Origin of the sequence: Streptomyces cucumeris (genome assembly GCF_024295805.1) — a bacterium.
Lineage (GTDB): Bacteria > Actinomycetota > Actinomycetes > Streptomycetales > Streptomycetaceae > Streptomyces > Streptomyces cucumeris.
The window spans coordinates 1-25,068 of sequence record NZ_JANCLX010000013.1 but is presented as its reverse complement, the minus strand read 5'-3'; the positions used below and the strand labels follow the sequence as shown (position 1 = coordinate 25,068).

General features: G+C 70.9%; 16 protein-coding genes. 13 read left to right on the top strand and 3 right to left on the bottom strand.

Annotation, left to right across the window (positions count from 1 at the left end; translation table 11 throughout):
- Positions 1-199: 199 nt before the first annotated feature.
- Positions 200-4,162 (bottom strand): type VII secretion protein EccCa, encoded by a 3,963-nt coding sequence (eccCa, locus tag NMK44_RS20100; RefSeq protein ID WP_254745025.1) that lies wholly within the window; start codon positions 4,160-4,162, stop codon positions 200-202.
- Between the two features lie 174 nt (positions 4,163-4,336).
- Here eccCa and eccD point away from each other — a divergent pair, with 174 nt between their 5' ends.
- From eccD to NMK44_RS20050, 10 genes are all read left to right on the top strand, one after another.
- Positions 4,337-5,803: a type VII secretion integral membrane protein EccD gene (gene eccD, locus NMK44_RS20095; protein WP_254745023.1), complete on the top strand. Its 1,467-nt coding sequence runs from the start codon at positions 4,337-4,339 to the stop codon at positions 5,801-5,803.
- Between the two features lie 39 nt (positions 5,804-5,842).
- Entirely contained in the window at positions 5,843-8,125 is a 2,283-nt protein-coding gene (locus NMK44_RS20090) for an outer membrane protein assembly factor BamB family protein (protein WP_254745021.1), read from the top strand.
- Positions 8,126-8,136: 11 nt separating this feature from the next.
- A complete protein-coding gene (locus tag NMK44_RS20085) occupies positions 8,137-10,266 on the top strand; it encodes an outer membrane protein assembly factor BamB family protein (protein WP_254745019.1) in 2,130 nt (709 codons plus the stop codon).
- A 5-nt stretch (positions 10,267-10,271) separates the two neighbouring features.
- Positions 10,272-12,434: a serine/threonine-protein kinase gene (locus NMK44_RS20080; RefSeq protein WP_254745017.1), complete on the top strand. Its 2,163-nt coding sequence runs from the start codon at positions 10,272-10,274 to the stop codon at positions 12,432-12,434.
- Positions 12,435-12,471: 37 nt separating this feature from the next.
- Positions 12,472-14,529 carry a protein kinase domain-containing protein gene (locus NMK44_RS20075; RefSeq protein ID WP_254745015.1) on the top strand — a complete coding sequence of 686 codons (2,058 nt, stop codon included), beginning with the start codon at positions 12,472-12,474 and terminating at the stop codon, positions 14,527-14,529.
- A gap of 268 nt (positions 14,530-14,797) precedes the next feature.
- Complete coding sequence (gene rpsO, locus NMK44_RS20070) at positions 14,798-15,085, top strand: 30S ribosomal protein S15 (RefSeq protein ID WP_030414166.1); 288 nt, start codon at positions 14,798-14,800, stop codon at positions 15,083-15,085.
- A 377-nt stretch (positions 15,086-15,462) separates the two neighbouring features.
- On the top strand, positions 15,463-17,682 hold the full coding sequence (locus NMK44_RS20065; protein WP_254745013.1) for a polyribonucleotide nucleotidyltransferase: 2,220 nt from the start codon (positions 15,463-15,465) through the stop codon (positions 17,680-17,682).
- Positions 17,679-19,058, top strand: coding sequence for a M16 family metallopeptidase (locus NMK44_RS20060; RefSeq protein WP_254745011.1), 1,380 nt, complete (start codon positions 17,679-17,681; stop codon positions 19,056-19,058). Before NMK44_RS20065 ends, NMK44_RS20060 begins: the two co-directional genes overlap by 4 nt.
- Positions 19,059-19,086: 28 nt before the next feature.
- A complete protein-coding gene (dapB, locus tag NMK44_RS20055) occupies positions 19,087-19,839 on the top strand; it encodes a 4-hydroxy-tetrahydrodipicolinate reductase (protein ID WP_254745009.1) in 753 nt (250 codons plus the stop codon).
- 9 nt (positions 19,840-19,848) lie between these two features.
- Positions 19,849-20,304: a tetratricopeptide repeat protein gene (locus NMK44_RS20050; protein WP_254745007.1), complete on the top strand. Its 456-nt coding sequence runs from the start codon at positions 19,849-19,851 to the stop codon at positions 20,302-20,304.
- 16 nt (positions 20,305-20,320) lie between these two features.
- On the opposite strand, the gene NMK44_RS20045 is transcribed toward NMK44_RS20050, so the two are convergent.
- Together NMK44_RS20045 and NMK44_RS20040 are read right to left on the bottom strand one after the other, a co-directional pair.
- Complete coding sequence (locus tag NMK44_RS20045) at positions 20,321-20,875, bottom strand: SCO5741 family PH domain-containing membrane protein (RefSeq protein WP_254745005.1); 555 nt, start codon at positions 20,873-20,875, stop codon at positions 20,321-20,323.
- A 63-nt stretch (positions 20,876-20,938) separates the two neighbouring features.
- Positions 20,939-21,181: a hypothetical protein gene (locus NMK44_RS20040; RefSeq protein ID WP_254745003.1), complete on the bottom strand. Its 243-nt coding sequence runs from the start codon at positions 21,179-21,181 to the stop codon at positions 20,939-20,941.
- Between the two features lie 190 nt (positions 21,182-21,371).
- Here NMK44_RS20040 and thyX point away from each other — a divergent pair, with 190 nt between their 5' ends.
- The 3 genes from thyX to NMK44_RS20025 all read left to right on the top strand — a co-directional run bounded on the left by thyX (position 21,372) and on the right by NMK44_RS20025 (position 25,024).
- Positions 21,372-22,112: an FAD-dependent thymidylate synthase gene (gene thyX, locus NMK44_RS20035; RefSeq protein WP_254745001.1), complete on the top strand. Its 741-nt coding sequence runs from the start codon at positions 21,372-21,374 to the stop codon at positions 22,110-22,112.
- 187 nt (positions 22,113-22,299) lie between these two features.
- Positions 22,300-23,199, top strand: coding sequence for a 4-hydroxy-tetrahydrodipicolinate synthase (gene dapA / locus NMK44_RS20030; RefSeq protein ID WP_254745000.1), 900 nt, complete (start codon positions 22,300-22,302; stop codon positions 23,197-23,199).
- A 139-nt stretch (positions 23,200-23,338) separates the two neighbouring features.
- Positions 23,339-25,024 (top strand): ribonuclease J, encoded by a 1,686-nt coding sequence (locus NMK44_RS20025; RefSeq protein WP_254744998.1) that lies wholly within the window; start codon positions 23,339-23,341, stop codon positions 25,022-25,024.
- The last annotated feature ends 44 nt before the right edge of the window (positions 25,025-25,068 follow it).

Genomic DNA, 25,068 nt, shown 5'->3' with positions numbered 1-25,068 from the left:
TTTCCCCCGTGATGGGCCTCAAGGTGCTGAGCTGCACGATGATGGAGGACGGCCGTCTTCATGGCCGCCGGCCCGTCGCCGGGGGAAGGGACATGCTGACGAACCGACACATCCTTGATGTGGCGCCGAGAGTAACAAGGATGTGCGGTCCGGTGAACCCTGTTTGATATCGCTCTTACATGACTGTTACGGGGGATTGTTACTGGTCGGGCAACCATCCCAATTGGGTCAGCGGGATTCCGCGCTTACGGGAGACGAAGAAACCGCGGCCCGGAGGCATCGGCCGGGGCCGGACTCCGCCCAGAATGTCGCCTTCGCTCGGATCGCCGGACAACACCATGCCCTGGGCCCCGAGTTCCTTCACCCGCTGCATGAAGGACTCGAACATCGAGCGTGAGGAACCCGCGGAACTGCGGGCGATGATAAAGCGCATCCCCACGTCCCGCGCGAAGGGGAGATTCTCCGTGAGTACGGCGAGCGGATTGCCGCTGCTGGTGGAGACCAGTTCGTAGTCGTCGATGATCACGAAGAACTGGGGTCCGCTCCACCAGCTGCGGTCGCGCAGTTGCTGCGGGGTGATGTCCGGCTTCGGGGCACGCCGCTCCATCAGCCCGTTCAGCGCGTTGGCGTGGAGCTCCAGCGCCGAGGCGATCGGCGCGTACTCCAGCAGATGCGAATCCGGGATGGCGCCGAGCAGTGAGCGGCGGTAGTCGCCGACCACGATCTTGGCCTCGTCCGGGCTGTACCGCTCGGTGATCTGCTTCGCCATCAGACGCAGCAGCGCGGTCTTGCCCGATTCGCTCTCACCGAAGACCAGGAAGAACGGGTCGGTCTCGAAGTCGACGAAGACCGGCTCCAGGTTGGTCTCGTCGATACCGATCGCGATGCCGTGCTGCGGCTGCTCGAACCCCTTGGGGAGTTCATCCGCCCGCAGCCGGCGCGGCAGCAGCCGGACCCGGGGGGCCTGCGGGCCGGTCCAGGCGGCGCCCGACGCGCGCACCAGATCGGCCGTCGCGTCCGTCATGGTCTCGGGGTCGCTGCCGCCGTCGATCCGCGGCTGTGCGCCCATGAAGTGGAGCTTCTCCGGGAGCTGACCGCGGCCGGGGACGCCCACGGGCACGTTGGCCGCGACCTTGCGGTCGAACTCGGAGTCCATCGTGTCACCGAGGCGCAGCTCCAGCCGGTTGAGGAGCTGGTCCTTCAGAGACGCGCGGACCTCCATGTTGCGGGAGGCGGTGATGATGACGTGGACGCCGTAGCCGAGACCGCGCCCGGCGATGTCGGTGACCACGCCGTCCAGGATGTCGTACTCGGACCGGAAGTTGGCCCAGCCGTCGACGATCAGGAAGACATCGCCCCAGCCCTGGTCCGCGTGCAGCCCCTTGGCCCGCTGGCGGCGGTAGGTGGCGATGGAGTCGATGTTCTGGGCGCGGAAGTACTCCTCGCGGCGGGCCAGGATCCCGGCCACCTCCGCGATCGTCCGCCGCACCTTCTCCGGGTCCAGCCGCGAGGCCACCCCGCCCACATGCGGCAGATCGGCGACGGTGCTCATACCGCCACCACCGAAGTCGAGCCCATAGAACTGGACCTCGGCCGGGGTGTGGGTGAGTGCGAACGACGCGATCAGCGTGCGCATCAGGGTGGACTTGCCGGACTGCGGACCGCCGACCACCAGCATATGGCCCGCGGCGCCGGAGAAGTCGCGGTAGAGGATGTCGCGCCGCTGCTCGAAGGGCTTGTCGATGAGGCCGAGCGGAACGACCAGACCGCCGGGCCGGGCGAAGTCCGCCGACTGCAGCCCGCGCTCCGCCGAGGGCTGCAGCGACGGCAGCAGCTCGTCCAGCGACGGGGCCTTGTCCAGCGGCGGCAGCCAGACCTGGTGGGCGGGCTGCCCCTGGCCCTCCAGCCGGCCCACGATCACGTCCAGGACCGTCTCGGCCAGCGCGTCGTCCTCCTCCGACCGCGCCGAGGCCGCGGCCAGCAGGGCCGCCGGGTCCGGGGCGGCGTAGCTCACCGGCACCGGGACCGCGGTGAACAGCACCGGCTTGCGCTCGATCGGGAGCTGCGCGCTGCCGTCGATCTGCGGGGCACCGGTGCGGTAGACCCCGGAGACGTACGCCGCCTTGAAGCGCGTCATCTCGTCGGTGCCGAACTTCAGATAGCCCGAACCGGGGATGGACGGCAGGTGGTAGGCGTCCGGGACGCCCAGGACGGTGCGGGACTCCGCCGCGGAGAACGTCCGCAGACCGATCCGGTACGACAGATAGGTCTCCAGACCGCGCAGCCGTCCCTCCTCCAGACGCTGCGAGGCCAGCAGCAGGTGCACACCCAGCGAACGGCCGATCCGGCCGATCTGGATGAACATGTCGATGAAGTCGGGCTTGGCCGTCAGCAGCTCGCTGAACTCGTCGATGACCAGGACCAGCGAGGCCACCGGCTCCAGCGGGGCACCGGCCGCGCGCGCCTTCTCGTAGTCGTGCACATTGGCGTAGTTGCCCGCCGCCCGCAGCAGCTCCTGACGGCGCTGGAGCTCACCGGTGATCGAGTCGCGCATACGGTCGACCAGCGTCAGGTCGTCGGCGAGGTTGGTGATGACCGCGGCGACATGGGGAAGGTCGGACATCCCCGCGAAGGTGGCGCCGCCCTTGAAGTCCGCCAGCACGAAGTTCAGGGTCTCCGAGGAGTGGGTGACCGCAAGGCCCAGCACCAGGGTCCGCATCAGCTCGGACTTGCCGGAACCCGTCGCGCCCACGCACAGACCGTGCGGACCCATGCCCTCCTGGGCGGCTTCCTTCAGGTCCAGCATGACCGGCGAACCGTCCTCGGCAATACCGATCGGCACCCGCAGCCGCTCGGCCAGCGAACGCGGCCGCCAGGTGCGGGAGACATCGACCGAACCGGCGTCGCCGAGGCCCAGCAGATCGGTGAAGTCGAGATTGGCCAGCAGCGGTTCGTCATCGTCGCCGACGCCCATGCGCAGCGGGGCGAGCTGCCGCCCCAGCGCCTCGGCGGCCTCCCTGGACAGGGTGTCCGGTACGCCGTCGTACTCCGCGACCTGCGAGAGCAGCTGCAGCTTGCCCGGCCGGACCTGGATCGACAGACCGCCGCGCGGCTCCTCCAGCTCGCCCGGCACCACCTCGATGACGGTCACGCCCTGAAGGCCCTCGGCCGCCGCGAACGCCGAGTCCGGGGGCACGATGCCGCCGTCGAGCACGACGACCACATGCGGGTGGTCCAGGGCGGGCTGGGCGTCCCGGCTGAACCGGGTGCGGCCCTCCAGCCGCGGCTTCAGCAGCTCCTCCAGCTCGGCCAGCGAATCGCCGAACAGCCGCCGGGAGCCCGCCCCGTCGACCGCGCCCGCGATCTGCAGATGGGGGAGCCACTTGGTCCACTCCCACTGCTCCGCCGAGGCGGGCGCCGCGACCACCGCGATGACCAGGTCCTCCGGCGAGTGCAGCGTGGCCAGCTGGGCGACCAGCGCCCGCGCCGACCCGTGCACGCTCTCCGGCACCCCGGAGACGGTGAGGTGGTAGAAGGCCCGCAGCGACACCGCCATCGGCATACCGTCCAGCGAGCCCTGGGCCGCCAGGAACTGCTGCATCGCGCCCGCCGTCAGCGGTTCGAGGTCCTCGATGGTCGCCGTGTCGGGGGCGATCAGAGGTGTGGAGAGCTGCTGCGCGCCCAGCCCGATCCGCACCTGGCCGAAGTCGTCGTCGCTCAGCCGCCGTTCCCACACCCGGCTGCCCTCGGCCACCACCGACCACAGCTGGTCGGGGGTGGGGTGCAGGTAGTACTGCGCGCTGCGCTGCAGGCGGGCGGTCTTCCGCACCGTCCGGCGCGTCTGCGCCAGGTACTTGAGGTAGTCGCGGCGCATGTCCGCCATCTGCCCCTGTGTTCCCCGCCGGTACCTGATGACCATCGCGATGGTCATACCGAGCGTGGAGAACATCATCATCACGCCCATGATCTTCATCATCGGCGCGGCGCCAGGCATGAAGAAGTACACCATCGACGAGGCCATGCCCAGGGTGGGCAGGATCTGCATCAACATGCCCTCTTGCTGCCCGCGGGGCAGCTCGGGCGGCGGTTCGAGGCGGAGTTCCTCGGTCGGCACCTCGGGCGGCAGAGCCCGTGGCTGGCGCTTCACGACGACCTGGCTCACCGGATCCCTCATCCCTCCAGGCGGCAGGGACAGTTCTCGTCCGGCACCCCCGTGGCGACGGCCTCCCTCCGCGAGTCAGCGATCCTATCGACGTATCAGCGTGATGGCCCGGGTAGGGTGGCCGCCGCGCGCATCATCGAGCGAGGCAGAAGACCGAACGAGGGGGCCCCGAAAGTGAGTACGTCCGCTACGACCGGTTTCTGCAGAGTCACTGTCGTCGCGCCCGACAGCCGTATCGACGTCGCCCTCCCCGAGGACGTACCCGTCGCGGACGTCTACCCCGAGATCCTCCGGCTGACCGGTCAGACCCAGGCCGCGGGCGCCCCCACCGGATACCACCTGGTGCGGCGCAACGGCACGGTGCTGGAGGGGTCGCGCTCACTCGTCGCCCAACAGGTGCTGGACGGCGAGCTGCTGTCGCTGCGGCCGTTCGCCGAGTCGCTGCCGCCCGCCGTCTACGACGACGTCTCCGACGCCATCGCCTCGGCCGTCACCCGCGACCGCACCCTGTGGCAGGACGGCTTCCTGCGCGCCGCCGGTCTGGCGGGCGGCTCCTTCCTGCTGATCCTCATGGGCTTCGTGCTCTGGTACGCCGATCCGCTCCGGCACGACATGCACGGGCTGCCCGGCATCATCGCGGGCTCGGTGGGGCTGGTGCTGACCGCCCTGGCGGGCGTACGGGCGCGTGTCTACGACGACCGCGCCTCCGCCGTCGCGCTCGGCCTCGGCGCCCTGCCACACCTCATGATCGCGGGCTCCGGACTGCTGGCCCTCGACAAGGGGGAGGGTGTCGGCCGCCTCCAGTTCCTGCTCGGCTGCGCCACCGTGCTCATCGCCTCGGTCGCCCTGGTCGCCGCCATGCCGCGGGGTGACGCCCCGTTCGTCGCGGCCGTGTTCGCCTCCAGCGTCGGCACCCTGGCCACCTTCTGCGCGATCCTCACCGAGACCGGCCCCACCGAGACCGCGGCGGTCTGCTCCGTGGTGGCCATCGGTGCCATCGCCTTCCTGCCCGGTCTGTCGGCACGCGTGGCCCGTCTCCCCATCGGTTACGCCCCGCCCCACTCGGCGGCCGACGAGAGCCTGGACCCCGTCACCCCGCAGACCGCCGAGCCGCTGGACGCCGAGCGGGTTGCCGCCCAGGCGCGCCGGGGCCACGAGATGCTGCTCGGACTGGTCGGCGGCTGCTCCGCCGTCGTCGTGGGCTCCTCCGCGGTCCTCGGTTTCTCCGACAGCATGTGGGGCCAGCTGCTGGCGCTCGCCGGGGGTCTGGCGATGCTGCTGCGCGCCCGGCTCTTCCGCTACTCCGCCCAGGTCGTCTCGGTCCTGGGCGCGGGTCTGGTCTCCCTCGGCCTGCTGGTGCTCGGGATGTCCCTGAACCCGCCCGCCGACGCGGTCCTCAAGCTGATCACCGAGAACGACCAGGGCCCGCTCGAGGTACGGACGATCTGGCTCGCCGCGGCTGTGACGGCGGGCGCCGCGCTGCTCGTCGCCATCGCCCTGATCATTCCGCGGGTGGGCGTCTCCCCCTTCTGGGGACGTCTGTCCGACCTCGCCGAGAGCGCCTTCCTGCTCTCCCTGGTGCCGCTGTGCCTCGCGGTGCTGGACGTCTACAGCGCGGCGCGGAGCATGACCAGTGGCTGACCGGAGGTTCAGTCCTCCCGGGGGAGGCAGGGCCCACGTGTGGAACCGCTGACCACGGACGATCCACGGAAAATCGGCCCCTACCACCTCATCGCGAGACTGACCCGGGGGACGGGCGAGTTCACGGTGACGGCCCGGCAGTTCATCGCCCGCGGCGCGGGCGGCACCAGGACGGTCGTGCTCACCACGCCGCTGCCGGATTCCGCTGACGACCGGGACGGTCGCGGACGCTTCCTGGCGGAGGCGGAACGGGCCCATCTGCTGGCCGGCAGCAGTCCGCCCGGCTGGCTCGCTCCGGTCGTGGAACTCGCGGGAGAGCCCGCCGAGCCACCGTGGTGCGCTTCGCCCTATCTGCCCATGCTGCCGCTGCCCGCCGCACTGGAGGCGCACGGCGGCCCGCTGCCCGCCGCCACCGTGCGCGCGCTCGGTGCCGCCCTGGCCGAGACACTGGTCTGGATCCACACCACCGGCACGTCCCACGCGGGGATCGCACCGGACACCGTGTTCGTTGCGGGGGACGGGCCACGGCTCGCCGGATTCGGAGCCGTGCGGGCGGCGGGGCCGGATGGTGAGGTGCGGGCGGACCTGCCGGGGGTGACCCTCGCCGTACTGCCGCCGGAGCAGCGTTCGGGCGGGCGGCCGCGCCCTCTGGGCGATGTCTTCTCGCTGGGCGCGGTCCTGGCGTACGCGGCGACGGGTCGGCTGGAGCCCGACGCGGCCTCGCTGCCGGACGAACTGAGGGACGTTCTCGGAGCCTGTCTCGCTCCGGACCCGGTGGACCGGCCGACCGCTCAGGCACTGCTGGAGGAACTGGCCCGTGGTGGGGGCGTCGGTGACCCCGCTGCCCCGTCCGCGGTCGGCATGCGTCCCGCGGGATGGAGCGCGACCGTCCAGGACAGCGGCGCGGTGAGTCCGGCCGCGGCACTGCTGGGGCCGGGCTGGCTGCCGGGGCGAGTGATCGCCGCACTGTCGGAACAGTCCTCGGCGGTGCTGGACGCCGAGGTCGAGGCCGAGCGGGAGCCTTCTCCGCAACCGGCGGAGGGGGTTGCGACACCCGGCGACAGTGGAGAGCCGCCGCGGTCCGCCGAGCCGCCGTCGACAACCACCGGTCCGTCGCGGCGCGGGCTCCTCGTCGGCGCCGTCTGCGGCACCGCGGGCGTCGCGGTGGGCGCCGGTGTCACCTGGGCTGCGACGGCGCCCGACGACCCGCCTCCCCCGACCCCCGCCGAACGCCTCGCCGCCGCCCATCGCTCACGCCGCCGCGCCGAGGGAGCGCCGCCCCAGCCTCGTTGGCGGCACGACATCGGGGGAGCGGCCCCCCTCTACGCCCCTCTCGTCTGGCGGGACAGGGTCGTGGTCCTGACGGGGAAGACAGCGGTCCACGGGATCGATCTGCGCACCGGCAAGCGGCTGTGGACACGTGACGGGCTGCGTCCCGCCGGGGCACCTTGGGCGACCGGCGGGGAGACGTTGTTCGTCCCGGGGGACGGACTGGTGGCGCTGGATGCGCCGACCGGCCGGGTGCGCTGGCGCAGCAAGGACTACCGGCACGGTGCTCGGGCCGTGTTCGGACGCCTTCTGGCGGTGGACGGGGCCACGGCCTGGTTCACGGTGACGGGTGACCGCCAGGCCGCGGTCGCCTTCGACATCGACACCCGCACAGAGACCTGGCGCCGCACCTTGCCCGGGGAAATCGCCAGTGGACATCTGCTGAAGGATGCGCTGCTCGTCATGGACGGTGGTGGCAAAGCCGGCGGACGGGCCATCGCCCTGGCCCGCGAGAGCGGGAAGCGGCTCTGGCAGCGGGTGTACCGGGGCGTGGCGGCGGAAGGGTTCGTCACCAGCGACGGATACAGCACGCTGATCGCGGCCGTCGCCGGCACCCTGCGTGGTTACGACCCCCTCGACGGCAGCCGGAGCGCGTGGTCCCTCCGGTCGCTCGGGAAGGACGCCAAGGGCCGCCTCACGGATTTCGGCCTGCCGTACGTCCACGGGAAGACGGCGTACGTCGCCGACGGCGGCTACGCGCTGCACGCCGTCGAGGCCCGCACGGGAACGGTCCGCTGGCAACGTGCCTACGGGTTCGCCCTGGAGACCGCGGCGGCGCCGGACACTCCCGACACACTCGTCAGCCCATCGGGGCGAAGGGTGCTCATGGCCAATGATGCCGAGGTGGACGCCTTCGACGCCGCGGACGGTTCGCTGCTGTGGCGTTTCACCGATGTCGGCGGAGCAGGGCCGCGGCGGCGCAGGGTGGCACTCACGGACGATACGGCGGTCGTGGTCGACGGGCGTGGCGTCTACGCGCTGCCCATGGACTAGGGGAAGGACCCATGACACCGCCGAATGCGGACGCCCACCCGGAGCGCTCCGACCAGGATGGTCCCTTGAGGATCGGCCCGTACCGCGTTGTGGACACCCTGGATGTCCCGGACCACGCCGAGGACGCGCGGCGTCGTCTCGCGCGGGACGACCGGACCGGCCGGGTGGTGGTTCTGACGCTCCCGCACGCATCGCTCGCCGAGGATCCCGGGTACGCGGTCCGCTTCCGGGCCGAGGCCGAGAACTCCCGTCGTCTGACAGGACGTTGGGCGGCGCCGGTTCTCGATGTCGCACCGGCCGGGGCGGACCTTCCGTGGATCGCCCACGACTGCGCCCCCGCGCTGACGCTGCCCGCCGCGCTCGCCGCGCACGGCGGTCCGCTCCCGGAGTCCACCGTGCGCGCGCTGGGAGCGGCGCTGGCCGAGTGCCTCGCGGTGGCGCACGCCAACGGCCTCGTCCACGCGGGGATATCGCCGGGATCCGTCCTCCTGACCCTCGATGGGCCACGACTGACCGGCTACGGACTGGCCCGCGCGGTCTCACTGGACGCCGGGCGCCGCGCCGGGGTGCTTCACGGTGCCGTGTCATCCACCCTGCCGCCCGGTCGGCATGCGGGTGCACCGCTGAGACCTCAAGACGACCTCTATGCGCTCGGGACGGTGCTGGTCCACGCGGCGACGGGCCGGACCGACGCCGATCCTGCCGTCCTGCCGGATGGCCTGCGGGCCCTGATCGCCGCCTGTCTGTCCGCGGATCCCGCCGAACGGCCGGAACCGCGCACGCTGGCCCGTGAGTTCGCCACCAGTGGCACGGCGCTGCCGGAATCCGTCCGGGCGACCTTGGCCGCACAGGCGGCGCGCCATCCGGTGATGGTGCCCCTCGCGCCGCCGACGGACCCGGAGTCGGTCGGAGAACGATCGCGGCCGTCCCGGCGCGCGGTCACCCTCGGCGCGCTGACCGGCGCGGCCGGACTCGCCCTGGGTGCGGCCGGGGCCGGGGCGGCCAGGGCTTTCAACGACGGCCCGCGCCGGAGTCGGCCGGTGCCCCGGGTCCGGGGAACCGCGCCCGCTCCGCTGTGGCGGCTGACGGTCGACGAGGCGCTGGTGCGGCCGCCGTTGATATCGCGGGGGAGCGTCGCTCTCCTCATGAGCAAGAAGGTGCTGTCGGCGGTGCATCTCCGGGACGGCAAGCAGTTGTGGAGCCGGGACGACCTGCTGCCCACCGGCGACCTCACCTTGTTCGATGGTGGCCTCTTCCTGACGCTGTCGGGCACCGAGTTCTCGGTGGTTTCCGTCCGTACCGGCAAGGTCGTGTGGACCGAGCGGCGCTACGACGGTTCCGAAGGCCGCCCGCTCTTTGCCGCCGTTTGGGGGGCCGAAGGGCACACGCTCTGGTTCTTGGCCGGGCGGATAACGGATGGAGGAAGAGAGGAGGAACAGGTGGTCGTCGCCTATGACGTCGCGCGGCGCCGGGAGCTGTGGCGTACCCCGGTCCCGCTCACCGGCGGCACCGCGTTCGCCGGGCAGGGCGTGCTGCACGGGGGCGCCCTGCTCGTCCCGATGGGCACACGTCGGCTGTCCGAGGGGCCGTGGTCCTATCTCGCGCTGGATGCGCGGAGCGGCCGGAAGCTGTGGAGGCGGAGCTATCAGAGCGTGAGCTCCGACGCCAACAACATCAGGATGACAGCACCCGGTGACCTCTTGATTTCCTACGACCAGAACGCCATGCAGGCACACGACCTCTCCAGCGGCGAGCGGCGCTGGCGCTTCACCACCGAGGGCTCTCTCTACACCGCACCGGTGGTCCATGGTCGGACCCTCTTCTTCACCGACGACAACAGCGACACGCACGCCGTCGACACCCGCCGCGGTGAGCAACGCTGGCGGCACGGTCCCGCTTTCACGTCCACCGAGCCCATGCAGTACAGCGAGACCGCACTGAGTCACACGGGACGCATGGTGTTCCAGCGGAACGGCTCTGAGGTCGATGCGTTCGACGCGGCCGACGGCTCGCCACGCTGGCGCTTCGCGCCCGTGGGCTCCGGACAGCAGGCCGGTGGATTGAGCGGATACGTGACCAGCGCACCAGGAATGGCCGTCGTGGTGAACGGCGGAGCCCTCTACGCCCTGCCGGTGGACTGATACCGATGCCTCATCCCCTCACCCATGACGATCCCTCGCGTATCGGGCCGTTCACTCTCGTCGCCCGCCTCGGCAGCGGTGGGATGGGCACCGTCTACCTGGCTCGCTCCCCGGGCGGGCGCACGGTCGCGCTCAAGATCATGCACCCTCGGTTCGCCGCGCAGGAGGAGTTCCGTACCCGCTTCCGGCTGGAGACCGACGCCGCACGCGTCATCGGCGGCCAGTACGGTGCACAGGTCGTGGATGCCGATCCGCTGGCGGACACCCCTTGGCTCGCCACGGCCTATGTCCTCGGCCCGCCACTCGACGAAGCGGTGGCACTGTGCGGTGCGCTGCCCGAGCCCGCTGTACGGGCGATCGGTGCCGTCCTGTGCGACGCCCTGGGACAACTCCACCGGTCGGATGTGGTGCACCGCGATCTCAAACCGTCCAACATCCTGCTGACCGTGACCGGTCCCAAGGTCATCGACTTCGGTATCGCGCGGGCGGCGGGCGACGCCCGGCTGACCCGGACAGGGACGGCCGCGGGGACGCCCGCCTACATGTCACCGGAACAGGCGACGGGCGGCGAACACACCCCTGCGAGTGAGGTGTTCGCCCTTGCGGGGGTGCTGGTGTTCGCCGCGACCGGACGCCCGCCGTTCGGCACCGGACAACCTGCGGACCTGCTCTACCGGGTGCGCTACGCCGAGCCCGAGCTGTCCGCGGTCCCTGAGGGGCTGCGCCTCACGTTGCAACGGTGTCTGGCCAAGGACCCTGGGCAGCGGCCAGGCATGGCCGAGCTGGGATCTCTGCTGAAGGACAGCACCGGTGACGTGGTGGACCACCTGCCGGACATCGTGCTCGCGGATATCGCACGGCGCGGCGCGGCGGTGTGGGAGGTGCGGCCTTCCCGTCTCGCCGCACCGGACAGCGACGACAGGCTCACCACGTCCGCCGCGGCGCGGAGCTCGCATCCGGCGCGGCGCAGGCTCCTCGCCGCCGGAGGCGGCCTGCTCGCGGCAGGAGGCGCGGCTGCCGTCTGGGCCCTGCTGCGCGACGGCGGTGAGGAGAAGGCCGTCGGCTCCTCGCAAGGGGGTGCGGGCTCACAACACAACAGAGCACCGCGCCTGGCGTGGAAGGCAATCGGGGGCTCCGGCTCTGACGACGTCCCGCTGCTGCGGGTGGGCGACGGGATCGCCCTGGTCTCCGAATCCGGGCTGTGCTGCTTCGACGCGCGGACCGGCAAGCGTCGCGGTGTGAACGAGGGAATGGTGACTCGCTCCGCCGTGGTCTCCGACGGACGCCGGCTGTTCGCCCTGGATGGTGCCTCCTCCGATCTCCGCATCGCCCCAGTCGACTTCGCCACGGGCACCATGCGGTCCCCGCTCGCCACCCTGCGCGGGATCGCCGCACAGGACGCCAGGATCCTCGCGGCCACCGACTCCGTGCTGATCGTGGAGGGGAAGGCCCGCAAGGGCTGGGTGCGGGCGGCTGTCGACCCGGGTACGGGGCACGAGCTGTGGCGCCGTCGGATGGGCACGCCGGGGGACGGCGACATCGTGGCCACCCCGGTGGAGACGGGACTGATCCGCACCCAGGGCGAGCAGGTGACCCTGATCGACGTTCACAACGGTGCTCCCCGCTGGACGGCCGAGGTGCCCGAGAAGCTGACGGGCGGTCTGCTCATAGGGGCCCGGCACACCTTCTCCGCGGGGCTCCTGTTCCTCGGCACCTGGGAGCTGGTGGCACTGCGGCTCTCCGACGGCAAACGGGCTTGGGGCTTCGGTGCGGGACGGACGTCCGGGACGGGGGACAAGCCCGGGAGGCGGCACTACGGACCCCCCGTGGTGCAAGACGGCCTGGTCTATGCCGCGGAGCGTGAGCGTGGGCTCGTCGCTCTCGACGCCGAGAGCGGACGGCTGCTGTGGGACCAGAAGAAGGGCGATGGCCCGGTGCTCGAGTTCGGGGCCACACCCGCCGCTGATGACGGCTACATCTATGTCTCGCCGGACAACGACAGTCAGTGGGTCGCCGCGGTTGACCGCCGTACCCACCGCGTGGCGTGGACGTTTCAGAGCCCCTTCGGCGACCGGGGCGGAAGTTTCTCGACGATCATGACGCACTCTGCGGCCCAACGCCTGATCATCGGCCGCGGCGACGCCGTGTGCGCCCTCCCGCTGTCTTGACCGGTTCGTACCCGACCCCTCCCCAGGAGCCTCACCCATGGACCCCCTCGGCACCGGTGATCCGCTGCGCCTCGGCCCCTACCGCCTCACCGGCGTGCTCGGGGCGGGCGGCATGGGACAGGTCTATCTGGGCCGGGACGCGCGGGAACAGCTCGCGGCGGTGAAGGTGCTGCGGCGGGAGCTGGCCCACGATCCGGAGATGGCCCAGCGGTTCCTGCGCGAGGCGCAGGCGGCACAGGCGGTGCGGAGCGACGGCGTGGCGCGTGTGCTCGCCGCGCAGATGGCGGGCGGACGGCCGTGGATCGCCACGGAGTTTCTGGCGGGCCCCACCCTCGATCAGGCCGTCGAGCGCTACGGCCCCCTGGACGAGCCGACCCTGCGAGCCGTGGGCGCCGCGCTGGTGCGCACGCTCATGGACGTCCACGGCGCCGGGCTCGTGCACCGCGACCTCAAGCCGTCCAACATCGTGCTGACGTCCCGCGGCCCCCGGATCATCGACTTCGGTATCGCCCGGCCCGAGCACGGGCTGACGCTGACCACCACCGGGCAGTCGCTGGCCACCCCGGGGTTCGCCGCGCCCGAGCAGGTCCTCGGGCGGCGGACGGGCCCCGCGGGCGATGTGTTCTCGCTGGGCGTGGTCCTCGCCTACGCCGCGGGAGGGCGGCCGGTCTACGAGGGCGGGCATGTGGCTGCGGTGCAGTACCAGGTGGTGCACGGGGAGCCGGATCTGGACGCCGTACCGCAAGCGATACGGACTCTGGTGGAGCCCTGCCTGGACAAGGAACCCGGACAGCGACCCGCTCTCGACCTCATCGCCCGGGGACTGACGCCGCCCCGGGGAGCGGAGCGGGCGTGGCGCACCGGACCGCTGGCCGAGGACATCGCGCGACGTGAGGCGGACGCGAGGCGCATGGCCACCCTGCCGGGTGACGAGGCGCCGGGACTGTCGCGGCGGCGGCTGATCGGCGGTCTGGCGGCGGGCGGCGCGGTGCTCGTGGCCGGGGGCGGGGCCGGTGCGTGGTGGCTGCTGCGGAATGACGACGCGCAGGCGGAGGAACGGCCCTGGGCGGCGAAACCGCTCGCGCAGTACGAGGAAGGGAACGCGCCGACGCCCCTGTGGGGCCCGGTGGACACCGGCGTCGCGGACCCGGCCGACGAGATCATCCCGCTCCCCGTACACGACCTGGTCGTCGTCGCGGCCAAGGGCGGCAGACTGCGCGCGTACGGCGTCCGCGACGGCGCCGAGCGCTGGACCTCCACCATGGCCGGGCTGACCGGACGGCCGCTCGTCCTCTCCGACGACACCGTGCTCATCGCCGACAGCCGGGGCGCCCTGCGGGCTCTGCGCGCCGCGGACGGCAGAGAGGACTGGTCGGCGGCCCAGGCGGATGCCGCGACCCTGCTGGCGGTCGACGACACGGCCGTCTACCTGGCCACCCGTGCCCGGCGGCTGCGGGCCGTCTCGCTCTCGTCGCGCTCCACGCTGTGGACGGTCCCCACGCCGGTGAAGTTGCGCGGGGCACGTCCCGCGGCGGCCGTCGCGGCCGGGGGGCGCCTGGTCGTCCACGGCTCCGACGGCCGGGCCGTCGCCCTCGACGCCCGGAGCGGTAAGACTGCATGGGGGCCGAAACCGCACGGATCCGGCGCCGTGGCCCCGCTCGTCGACGGGGACACCGTCCTCCTCGGAGGGAAGGCCCTGGCCGCGCTCGCCCTCGCGACCGGTGAACGCGAGTGGACGCACCCCGCGGCGAGTGAAGTCGGCTGGGGCGCTCCGGCGCTGCGCGACGGCGTCGTGTACGCCGTGGACGGCACCGATCTCCACGCCCGCCGTGCGGACACCGGGGCGGAGGAGTGGATGGTGACCGTCGGCTCCTCGTCGGAGCATCCGCTCGATCCCCCGGTGGCCGAGGGCCGCAGTGTGTGGGCGGTCGTGGACTCCACCGGCCTCAAGGGAGTCGTCGCGGCCGACACTCGTGAGGGAAGGATCGTCTGGCCGTACAGTCTGGGCAACGACGGAACCTGGAGGCTGGCGGGAGCCGACAACAGGGTGTTCCTCCTCCAGGCCGGGCAGCTCACCGCCATGCCGGTCCTCTGACCGTCCGGGGCGTGCGGAGGCGACCACCACCCGCCCGGGTCCCGCCCAGCACAGGTGTCCGGGCCGGACCTGGACCGGACCCGTGCCGGGCCCCACCGGCGACGCTGGTACGCTGTGTGACGGCCGTTTGCGTACGCGCCCCCGGATCCTCTGTGCAGAGGATCTGGAGACAGCGCCCAGCGGACCCCGCCTCCCGAGTCACGGAAGCTCCCCTGAGACACCGACCAGGGGCACTCGGCGGCTGAAATGACTAACCAAGGAGTACCGCGTGTCGCTCGACGCCGCTACGAAGAAGCAGATCATGGCCGAGTTCGCCACCAAGGAGGGCGACACCGGTTCCCCCGAGGTCCAGGTCGCGCTGCTCTCGCGCCGTATCTCGGACCTGACCGAGCACCTCAAGACCCACAAGCACGACCACCACTCCCGCCGTGGTCTGCTGCTGCTGGTCGGCCAGCGCCGCCGTCTGCTGCAGTACCTGGCGAAGAAGGACATCACGCGCTTCCGTGCGCTGGTCGAGCGCCTGGGCATCCGCCGCGGTGCGGCGGGCGCCAAGTAAGACCTCGTGGAGGGAGCGGTTCCCGGGATTGGGAGCCGCTCCCTTTGCCGTACGTGCCGCCTGACGGCGGCCCGCACCGCCGGTGCGCAGCGTATTTTGTCCGCTACGTGCCGTACGCACCAGACAGCACAGCCGTCGTGATGATGGCCGATGCTTTGTAGTCTGGTCCCAACAACGCCATAAAGAACGAGGAGGAGCGCCTCATTCCCGCCGTACCGGCGCCACAGGAGCCGGTCCTCGGTAGTGGCTCCCGGAACTGGCAATTCCGGTGGCTTCGATCGAAGACCGGCCCGGCCGCCGGACAACAGGCCCGGGGCGCTGCTCCACCACCGTCCACCGTCACACGGACGAGGGACGCAGAAGAGGAGAATTCCCTGGTGGAGAACGAGACCCACTACGCCGAGGCCGTCATCGACAACGGTTCCTTCGGCACCCGCACCATCCGTTTCGAGACGGGCCGCCTCGCCCGTCAGGCCGCCGGCTCCGCCGTGGCCTACCTGGACGACGACACCATGGTGCTGTCGGCCACCACCGCTTCGAAGAACCCCAAGGACCAGCTCGACTTCTTCCCGCTGACGGTCGACGTCGAGGAGCGGATGTACGCCGCCGGGCGTATCCCCGGGTCGTTCTTCCGCCGTGAGGGCCGCCCCTCCGAGGACGCGATCCTCACCTGCCGCCTGATCGACCGCCCGCTGCGCCCGTCCTTCAAGAAGGGCCTGCGCAACGAGATCCAGGTCGTCGAGACGATCATGGCGCTCAACCCCGACCACCTCTACGACGTGGTCGCGATCAACGCTGCCTCCTGCTCCACCCAGCTGGCGGGCCTGCCCTTCTCCGGCCCCATCGGCGGCACCCGCGTCGCCCTGATCAAGGGCCAGTGGGTCGCCTTCCCGACCCACAGCGAGCTGGAGGACGCCGTCTTCGACATGGTCGTCGCCGGCCGCGTCCTGGAGGACGGCGACGTCGCGATCATGATGGTCGAGGCCGAGGCCACCACGCAGACCATCCAGCTGGTCAAGGACGGCGCCGAGGCCCCCACCGAGGAGGTCGTGGCCGCCGGTCTGGAGGCCGCGAAGCCGTTCATCAAGGTGCTGTGCAAGGCGCAGTCCGACCTCGCCGCCAAGGCCGCCAAGCCGACCGGTGAGTTCCCGATCTTCCTGGACTACCAGGACGACGTCCTGGAGGCGCTGACCGCCGCCGTCCGCGACGAGCTGTCCCAGGCGCTCACCATCGCGGGCAAGCAGGAGCGCGAGGCCGAGCTGGACCGCGTCAAGGCGCTGGCCGCCGAGAAGCTGCTGCCGCAGTTCGAGGGACGCGAGAAGGAGATCTCCGCCGCGTACCGCTCGCTGACCAAGTCCCTGGTGCGCGAGCGCGTCATCAAGGAGAAGAAGCGCATCGACGGCCGTGGCGTCACGGACATCCGTACGCTCGCCGCCGAGGTCGAGGCGATCCCGCGGGTCCACGGTTCGGCGCTGTTCGAGCGCGGCGAGACCCAGATCCTGGGCGTCACCACGCTGAACATGCTCCGCATGGAGCAGCAGCTCGACACGCTCTCGCCCGAGACGCGCCGTCGCTACATGCACAACTACAACTTCCCGCCGTACTCCACCGGTGAGACCGGCCGCGTCGGCTCCCCCAAGCGCCGCGAGATCGGCCACGGCGCGCTGGCCGAGCGGGCGCTGCTGCCGGTGCTGCCGACGCGCGAGGAGTTCCCGTACGCCATCCGCCAGGTCTCCGAGGCGCTCGGCTCCAACGGCTCGACCTCCATGGGCTCGGTCTGCGCCTCCACCATGTCGCTGCTGAACGCCGGTGTGCCGCTGAAGGCCCCGGTCGCCGGTATCGCCATGGGTCTGATCTCCCAGGAGATCGAGGGCGAGACCCACTACGTCACCCTCACCGACATCCTCGGTGCGGAGGACGCCTTCGGTGACATGGACTTCAAGGTCGCCGGTACCAAGCAGTTCGTCACCGCCCTCCAGCTGGACACCAAGCTGGACGGCATCCCGGCCTCCGTCCTGGCCGCGGCCCTCAAGCAGGCCCGCGACGCCCGCCTCCACATCCTCGACGTGATGATGGAAGCGATCGACACGCCGGACGAGATGTCCCCCAACGCCCCGCGGATCATCACCGTCAAGATCCCGGTGGACAAGATCGGTGAGGTCATCGGCCCCAAGGGCAAGATGATCAACCAGATCCAGGAGGACACCGGCGCCGAGATCACCATCGAGGACGACGGCACCATCTACATCGGTGCCGCCGACGGCCCGGCCGCCGAGGCCGCCCGCACGACCATCAACGGCATCGCCAACCCGACGATGCCCGAGGTCGGCGAGCGCTACCTGGGCACGGTCGTGAAGACCACCACCTTCGGTGCCTTCGTCTCCCTGCTCCCGGGCAAGGACGGCCTGCTGCACATCTCGCAGATCCGCAAGCTGGCCGGTGGCAAGCGCGTGGAGAACGTCGAGGACGTGCTCGCGGTCGGCTCCAAGGTCCAGGTCGAGATCGCCGAGATCGACCAGCGGGGCAAGCTCTCGCTGCACCCGGTCATCGAGGGCGAGGACGACAAGGACGAGGCGAAGGACGAAGCTGCCAAGTGACGTCCCGCGCAGACGTGACGACGGCCCGCCCCTCTTCGGAGGGGCGGGCCGTCGCCCGTACCCAAACGCTTCTCAAGGGCGAGAACGGCATCGGGACGGTCCGCAGGACGACCCTCCCCGGGGGCCTGCGTATCGTCACCGAAACCCTGCCGTCCGTCCGCTCGGCCACCTTCGGCATCTGGGCGCACGTCGGTTCGCGTGACGAGACCCCCGCGCTGGGCGGCGCCACCCACTACCTGGAGCACCTGCTCTTCAAGGGCACCCGGCGGCGCAGCGCCCTGGACATCTCCGCCGCGATCGACGCGGTCGGCGGCGAGATGAACGCCTTCACCGCCAAGGAGTACACCTGCTACTACGCGCGGGTGCTCGACACCGATCTGCCGCTGGCCATCGACGTCGTCTGCGACATGCTGACCGGCTCGGTGATCGACGCGGCGGATGTGGACGCCGAGCGCGGAGTGGTCCTCGAAGAGATCGCGATGACCGAGGACGACCCGGGCGACTGTGTGCACGACCTGTTCGCGCACACCATGCTCGGTGACACCCCCCTCGGCCGCCCGGTCCTGGGCACCGTGGACACCGTCAACGGGCTCGGCCGCGACCAGATCGCCCGCTTCTACAAGAAGCACTACGACCCGACCCACCTGGTCGTGGCCGCCGCGGGCAACGTGGACCACGCCACCGTCGTCCGCCAGGTGCGCCGCGCCTTCGAGAAGGCGGGCGCCCTCACCCGCGCCGACGCGGTCCCGGTCGCCCCGCGCGGCGGCTCCCGCACGATCCGCACCGCGGGCCGGGTGGAGCTGCTCAACCGCAAGACCGAGCAGGCGCATATCGTCCTCGGTATGCCCGGGATCCCGCGCACCGACGACCGGCGCTGGGCACTGGGCGTGCTCAACGCGGCCCTCGGCGGCGGGATGAGCTCCCGGCTCTTCCAGGAGGTGCGGGAGAAGCGCGGACTCGCCTACAGCGTCTACTCCTACACCTCCGGCTTCGCCGACTGCGGACTGTTCGGCGTCTACGCGGGCTGCCGCCCCAGCCAGGTGCACGATGTGCTGAGAATCTGCCGCGACGAGCTCGACCATGTCGCCCAGCACGGCCTCACCGACGACGAGCTGCGGCGCGCCGTCGGCCAGCTCTCCGGCTCCACGGTGCTGGGCCTGGAGGACACCGGTGCGCTGATGAACCGCATCGGCAAGAGCGAGCTGTGCTGGGGCGAGCAGATGTCGGTGGACGACATGCTCGCGCGGATGGCCGCGGTCACCCCCGACGAGGTGCGCGAGGTGGCGCGCGATGTACTGGGACGGCGTCCTTCGCTGTCCGTCATCGGCCCGCTGAAGGACAAGCAGGCGGCGCGCCTCGACGAAGCCGTCGCCTAGCCGCACCGGAACCGAAGGAAGAGAAACGATGAGCAAGCTGCGCGTGGCGGTCCTCGGTGCCAAGGGCCGGATCGGTTCCGAGGCCGTCCGGGCCGTGGAGGCGGCCGAGGACATGGAGCTGGTCGCCGCCCTCGGTCGTGGGGACTCGCTGGAGGCCCTGACCGACGCGGGCGCCGAGGTCGCGGTGGAGCTGACCGAGCCCGGCTCGGTCATGGACAACCTCGAGTTCTGCCTCCGGCACGGTATCCACGGCGTCGTCGGCACCACCGGCTGGACCGACGAGCGCCTCGCGCGGCTGCGCGGCTGGCTGGACGCCTCGCCTCGCACCGGTGTGCTCATCGCGCCGAACTTCTCCATCGGCGCGGTGCTCACCATGCGGTTCTCCCGCCAGGCCGCCCGGTTCTTCGAATCGGTCGAGGTCATCGAGCTGCACCACCCCAACAAGGTGGACGCCCCCTCCGGCACCGCAGCCCGCACCGCCCAGCTGATCGCCGAGGCGCGCCGCGAGGCGGGCTGCGCCCCCGCGCCGGACGCCACGGCCACCGGTCTCGACGGTGCCCGGGGCGCCGACGTGGACGGCGTACCGGTGCACTCGGTGCGGCTGCGCGGGCTCCTCGCCCATCAGGAGGTGCTGCTCGGCGGGGAGGGCGAGACGCTCACCATCCGCCATGACTCCACCCACCACAGCAGCTTCATGCCGGGCATCCTGCTCGGCGCGCGGCGTGTGGTGACCACTCCCGGCCTCACCTTCGGCCTGGAACACTTCCTCGATCTGGACTGAGGGCCACCGGTGCGAGCAAAGATCACGTATTTCGTCCTGGCGGCTGTCCTGGTCGTGTACTTCGTCCTGGTCGGCAGCCGCGGGGTGCTGCTGATCCGCGAGGGCACCCCGGTCACGATCGTCTTCGGCCTGGCCGTGCTGGTGCTGCCGTTCATCGGGGCCTGGTTCCTCTGGCAGACCACGCAGTTCGCGCGGAACGCCAACCGGCTGGCGCGCGAGCTGGAGGCCGAGGGCGGCCTTCCGGTGGACGAGCTGGAGCGCACCCCCGGCGGCCGCATCGTCCGGGACTCCGCGGACGCGGTGTTCGCCAAGCGGCGGGCCGAGACCGAGGAGTCCCCGGACGACTGGCGCTCCTGGTTCCGGCTGGCGGTGGCCTACCACGACGCCCGGGACATCGCACGGGCCCGCAAGGCGATGCAGCGGGCCATCGCGCTGCACGACGGCAGGCCGGTACGGGCCCGGTGACCCCGGGCCGGTGCGGTCAGCGGCGGTAGGTGGCGGCCCAGCTCTCCAGGACGTCGGCGGCCATGTCGAAGCCCTCGGGGCGGGCCAGGAAGTCGGCGCTGTGGCTGGATATCAGAGTGCGGGCGGCGCCGCCGTCCGCCGCTTCGGCGATCACGGCCTGGCCCTGGACGGTGCGCGGCAGCCCCAGCCAGCGGACCGGCTGCTGGGCGGTGCGCAGCGCCGTGATTCCCGACCAGGCGACCGTGGTGGAGGCGAAGACGCCCACCTGACGCAGTCCCTGCGCGCTGACCTGCACACCGGAGTGCACCACCCGGACGGCGAACACGATCACCAGGGCGGCCACGGCGACACAGATCCCGGCGCCGGGCAGCGATCCCGCCATCGCGATGATCATCGCGGAGAAGAGGACGTAGGAGGCGAGCAGGAGCAGCACTGCGGCTCCGCCCACCCGCCACGGGCCGGGACGATAAGGGCGGCGCCACCGGTCCAGGTCCTCATACGAGGGATGGTCCGGTGCGCCGCCCGTTTCGTCGTCCGGGACGTGGTCGTCAGTCAGGAATGGCAGGGGCACGGAAGGTCCTCACTCACACACACGTCCGGATGGGCCTGTGCTGGGTGAGGCTATCTCAGCGCCTCAACGGCCGTTGGTGGCCTCTGACTGCTGAGTCTGCTGGGTCTGATGGGACTGGCTGTCCAGAGCGGGCATACCGAACATCAGCGAGCCGACGAAGCCGGCGACGATGGTGAGTCCGATCAGAGTGCGCCCGGCGATCTGGGACGGCGTGGCGCGCGGACGGGCGGGCGGGGTGACATTGCTGCGGAAACGGTCGGCTTCGGCGACGAAGGCGAACGGCACGGGCTCTCGCCGGCGGAACATGTGCGGGCTCTCCTTGGAACCTCGGGTGTGGGTGCTTCTGTGGAAGAAGACGTGCGAACGGGGTCCGAGGTGCCCTTTTCCGCTGACTTCAATCAAGATTTTTCCGCTCGGTCGGCGCCGTCGGAGCGCGCCCCCCGGCGGCCCGTAAGCTGGGCCCGCCCCGAGCGACGCAATACGGAAGGACCCGTCGGTGACCGACAGCCCCACCGAGACCGAGAAGCCCGAGTTCCGCAGCGATGTGACCGTGGAGCTGGTCAAGCACAGTGCCGCGGACTCCGACGTCCTGTGGGCCGCGCGGGTGTCCACCGCGGGTGAGCAGTCCCTCGACGAGCTCACCAAGGACCCGGAGCGGTCCAAGGGGCTGATCAACTACCTGATGCGGGACCGCCACGGCAGCCCGTTCGAGCACAACTCGATGACGTTCTTCATCAGCGCCCCGATCTTCGTCTTCCGCGAGTTCATGCGGCACCGCGTGGGCTGGTCGTACAACGAGGAGTCCGGCCGCTACCGGCAGCTCGAGCCGGTGTTCTACGTCCCGGGGGAGGCCCGCAAACTGGTCCAGCAGGGCCGCCCGGGCAAGTACGAGTTCGTCGAGGGCACCCAGGCGCAGCACGAGCTGACCGGCCGGGTGATGGAGGACGCGTACCGCCACGCGTACGAGGCGTACCAGGAGATGCTGGCCGCCGGGGTGGCCCGTGAGGTGGCCCGCTCGGTGCTCCCGGTCGGCCTGTTCTCCTCGATGTACGCCACCTGCAACGCCCGCTCGCTGATGCACTTCCTGGGACTGCGCACCCAGCACGAGCAGGCCGCCGTGCCGTCCTTCCCGCAGCGTGAGATCGAGATGGTGGGGGAGCGGATGGAGGAGCACTGGGCCCGGCTGATGCCGCTGACCCATGCGGCCTTCAACACCAACGGCCGGGTGGCCCCGTAGCACCGGCCCGGTGCCGTCACCGGAGCGAAGTGTCCGTATTGCGGCGTTTCGAGAAGTTCATCTAGGCTGAACAAACGGGCCCGGCACTGCTTGAACCCCCGAGCAGGCAGTGCCGGGTCCCATCTCTTCGCTCCGTCCACCGCCCCGAGGGAGCACTGCGGGGCGCGCTACGAGTAGCGTGGGGCCCATGGCACCGACTTCCACATCGCAGACCCCTTTCGGGCGGGTGCTGACCGCCATGGTCACGCCATTCACCGCGGACGGCACGCTCGACCTCGACGGCGCCCAGCGACTCGCCGTCCATCTGGTGGACGCCGGCAATGACGGCCTGATCGTCAACGGCACCACCGGCGAGTCCCCCACCACCAGCGATGTGGAGAAAGCCCAGCTCGTACGAGCCGTGGTGGAAGCGGTCGGCGACCGCGCCCACGTCGTGGCCGGTGCCAGCACCAACGACACCGCGCACAGCGTCGAGCTCGCCCGTGCGGCCGAGCAGGCCGGCGCCCATGGACTGCTGGCGGTCACGCCGTACTACAGCAAGCCTCCGCAGGAAGGTCTCCTGCGCCACTTCACCGCCATCGCCGATGCCACCGGCCTGCCGGTCATGCTCTATGACATCCCCGGCCGCAGCGGCGTCCCGATCGGCACCGAGACCATGGTCCGGCTGGCCGAGCACCCGCGTATCGTCGCCAACAAGGACGCCAAGGGCGACCTCGGCCGCGCCAGCTGGGCCATCGCTCGCTCGCGTCTGGCCTGGTACTCCGGCGACGACATGCTGAACCTCCCGCTGCTGTCGGTCGGCGCGGTCGGGTTCGTCTCCGTCGTCGGCCACCTCGTCAGCCCCGAGCTGCGCGCGATGCTCGAAGCCCACCTCGCGGGCGACGTCGCGAAGGCAACGGAGATCCACCAGCAGCTGCTCCCGGTCTTCACCGGGATGTTCCGCACCCAGGGCGTCATCACGACCAAGGCCGCGCTCGCCCTCCAGGGCCTGCCCGCGGGGCCGCTGCGGCTGCCGCTGGTCGACCTCACCCCCGAGGAAACGGAACAGCTCACGCGCGATCTTGCCGCGGGCGGGGTACAGCTCTAGTCAAAGACGCGAAAGTCGCACGTTCGTACTTCACAACTGCATACAGAAGAACCACATACAGACACATCAGCAAGTGCACGAAGGTCACGCGCGCCATGTGCCCCTGGGGGCACGTGGCGTGTGTGGTGAGGAGAGTCTTTTGAGTCATCCGCATCCTGAGCTCGGCTCGCCGCCGAAGCTCCCCGAGGGCGGTCTGCGGGTCACCCCGCTCGGCGGCCTCGGCGAGATCGGCCGCAATATGACGGTCTTCGAGTACGGCGGCCGGCTGCTGATCGTCGACTGCGGAGTGCTCTTCCCCGAGGAGGAGCAGCCCGGAGTCGACCTGATCCTGCCGGATTTCACGTCCATCCGGGACCGTCTCGACGACATCGACGGCATCGTGCTGACCCACGGCCACGAGGACCACATCGGCGGTGTCCCCTTCCTGCTCCGCGAGAAGGCGGACATCCCGCTGATCGGCTCCAAGCTGACCCTCGCCCTGATCGAGGCCAAGCTCCAGGAGCACCGGATCCGGCCGTACACCCTCGAGGTCGAGGAGGGGCACCGCGAACGCATCGGCCCCTTCGAGTGCGAGTTCATCGCCGTCAACCACTCCATCCCGGACGCCCTCGCGGTCGCCATCCGCACCCCGGCCGGTATGGCCGTGCACACCGGCGACTTCAAGATGGACCAGCTCCCGCTGGACGGCCGGCTGACCGACCTGCCCGCCTTCGCCAAACTGGGCGAGGAGGGCATCGACCTGCTGCTGGTGGACTCCACCAACGCCGAGGTCCCCGGTTTCGTCCCGCCCGAGCGCGATATCTCGAACGTGCTGCGCCAGGTGTTCGCCAACGCCCAGAAGCGCATCATCGTCGCCAGCTTCGCCAGCCATGTGCACCGCATCCAGCAGATCCTCGACGCGGCCCATGAGTACGGCCGCCGGGTGGCCTTCGTCGGCCGCTCGATGGTCCGCAACATGGGCATCGCCCGGGACCTCGGCTATCTGCGGGTCCCGGCAGGGCTGGTCGTCGATGTGAAGACCCTCGACGACCTCCCGGACGACGAGGTGGTGCTCGTCTGCACCGGTTCCCAGGGCGAGCCGATGGCCGCGCTGTCCCGGATGGCCAACCGCGATCACCAGATCCGGATCGTCCCGGGCGACACGGTGATCCTCGCGTCGTCGCTCATCCCGGGCAACGAGAACGCGGTCTACCGGGTCATCAACGGGCTGACCCGCTGGGGCGCCAATGTCGTCCACAAGGGCAACGCCAAGGTCCATGTCTCCGGTCATGCCTCGGCCGGGGAACTGCTGTACTTCTACAACATCTGCAAGCCCCGGAACCTGATGCCGGTGCACGGCGAGTGGCGCCATCTGCGGGCCAACGCCGAGCTGGGCGCCCTCACCGGCGTCCCGAAGAACCGTTGTGTCATCGCGGAGGACGGCGTGGTGGTCGACCTCGTCGACGGCGTCGCCAAGATCGCGGGCAAGGTCCAGGCCGGATACGTCTATGTGGACGGGCTCTCGGTCGGCGATGTCACCGAGACCTCGCTGAAGGACCGCCGCATCCTCGGCGACGAGGGCATCATCTCGGTCTTCGTGGTCGTCGACAGCACCACCGGCAAGATCGTGGGCGGTCCGCACATCCAGGCGCGCGGCTCCGGTATCGAGGACTCCGCGTTCTCGGCCGTTGTGCCGAAGATCGAGGACGCCCTGGCCAAGAGCGCCTCCGACGGTGTCGCCGAGCCCCATCAGCTCCAGCAGCTGGTGCGTCGCGCGGTGGGCAAGTGGGTCTCCGACAGCTACCGCCGTCGCCCCATGATCCTCCCCGTCGTGGTCGAGGTCTGACAGACCCTCAGCGCCCGTACGGCGCTGGCCAGTGGGCGGGGGGG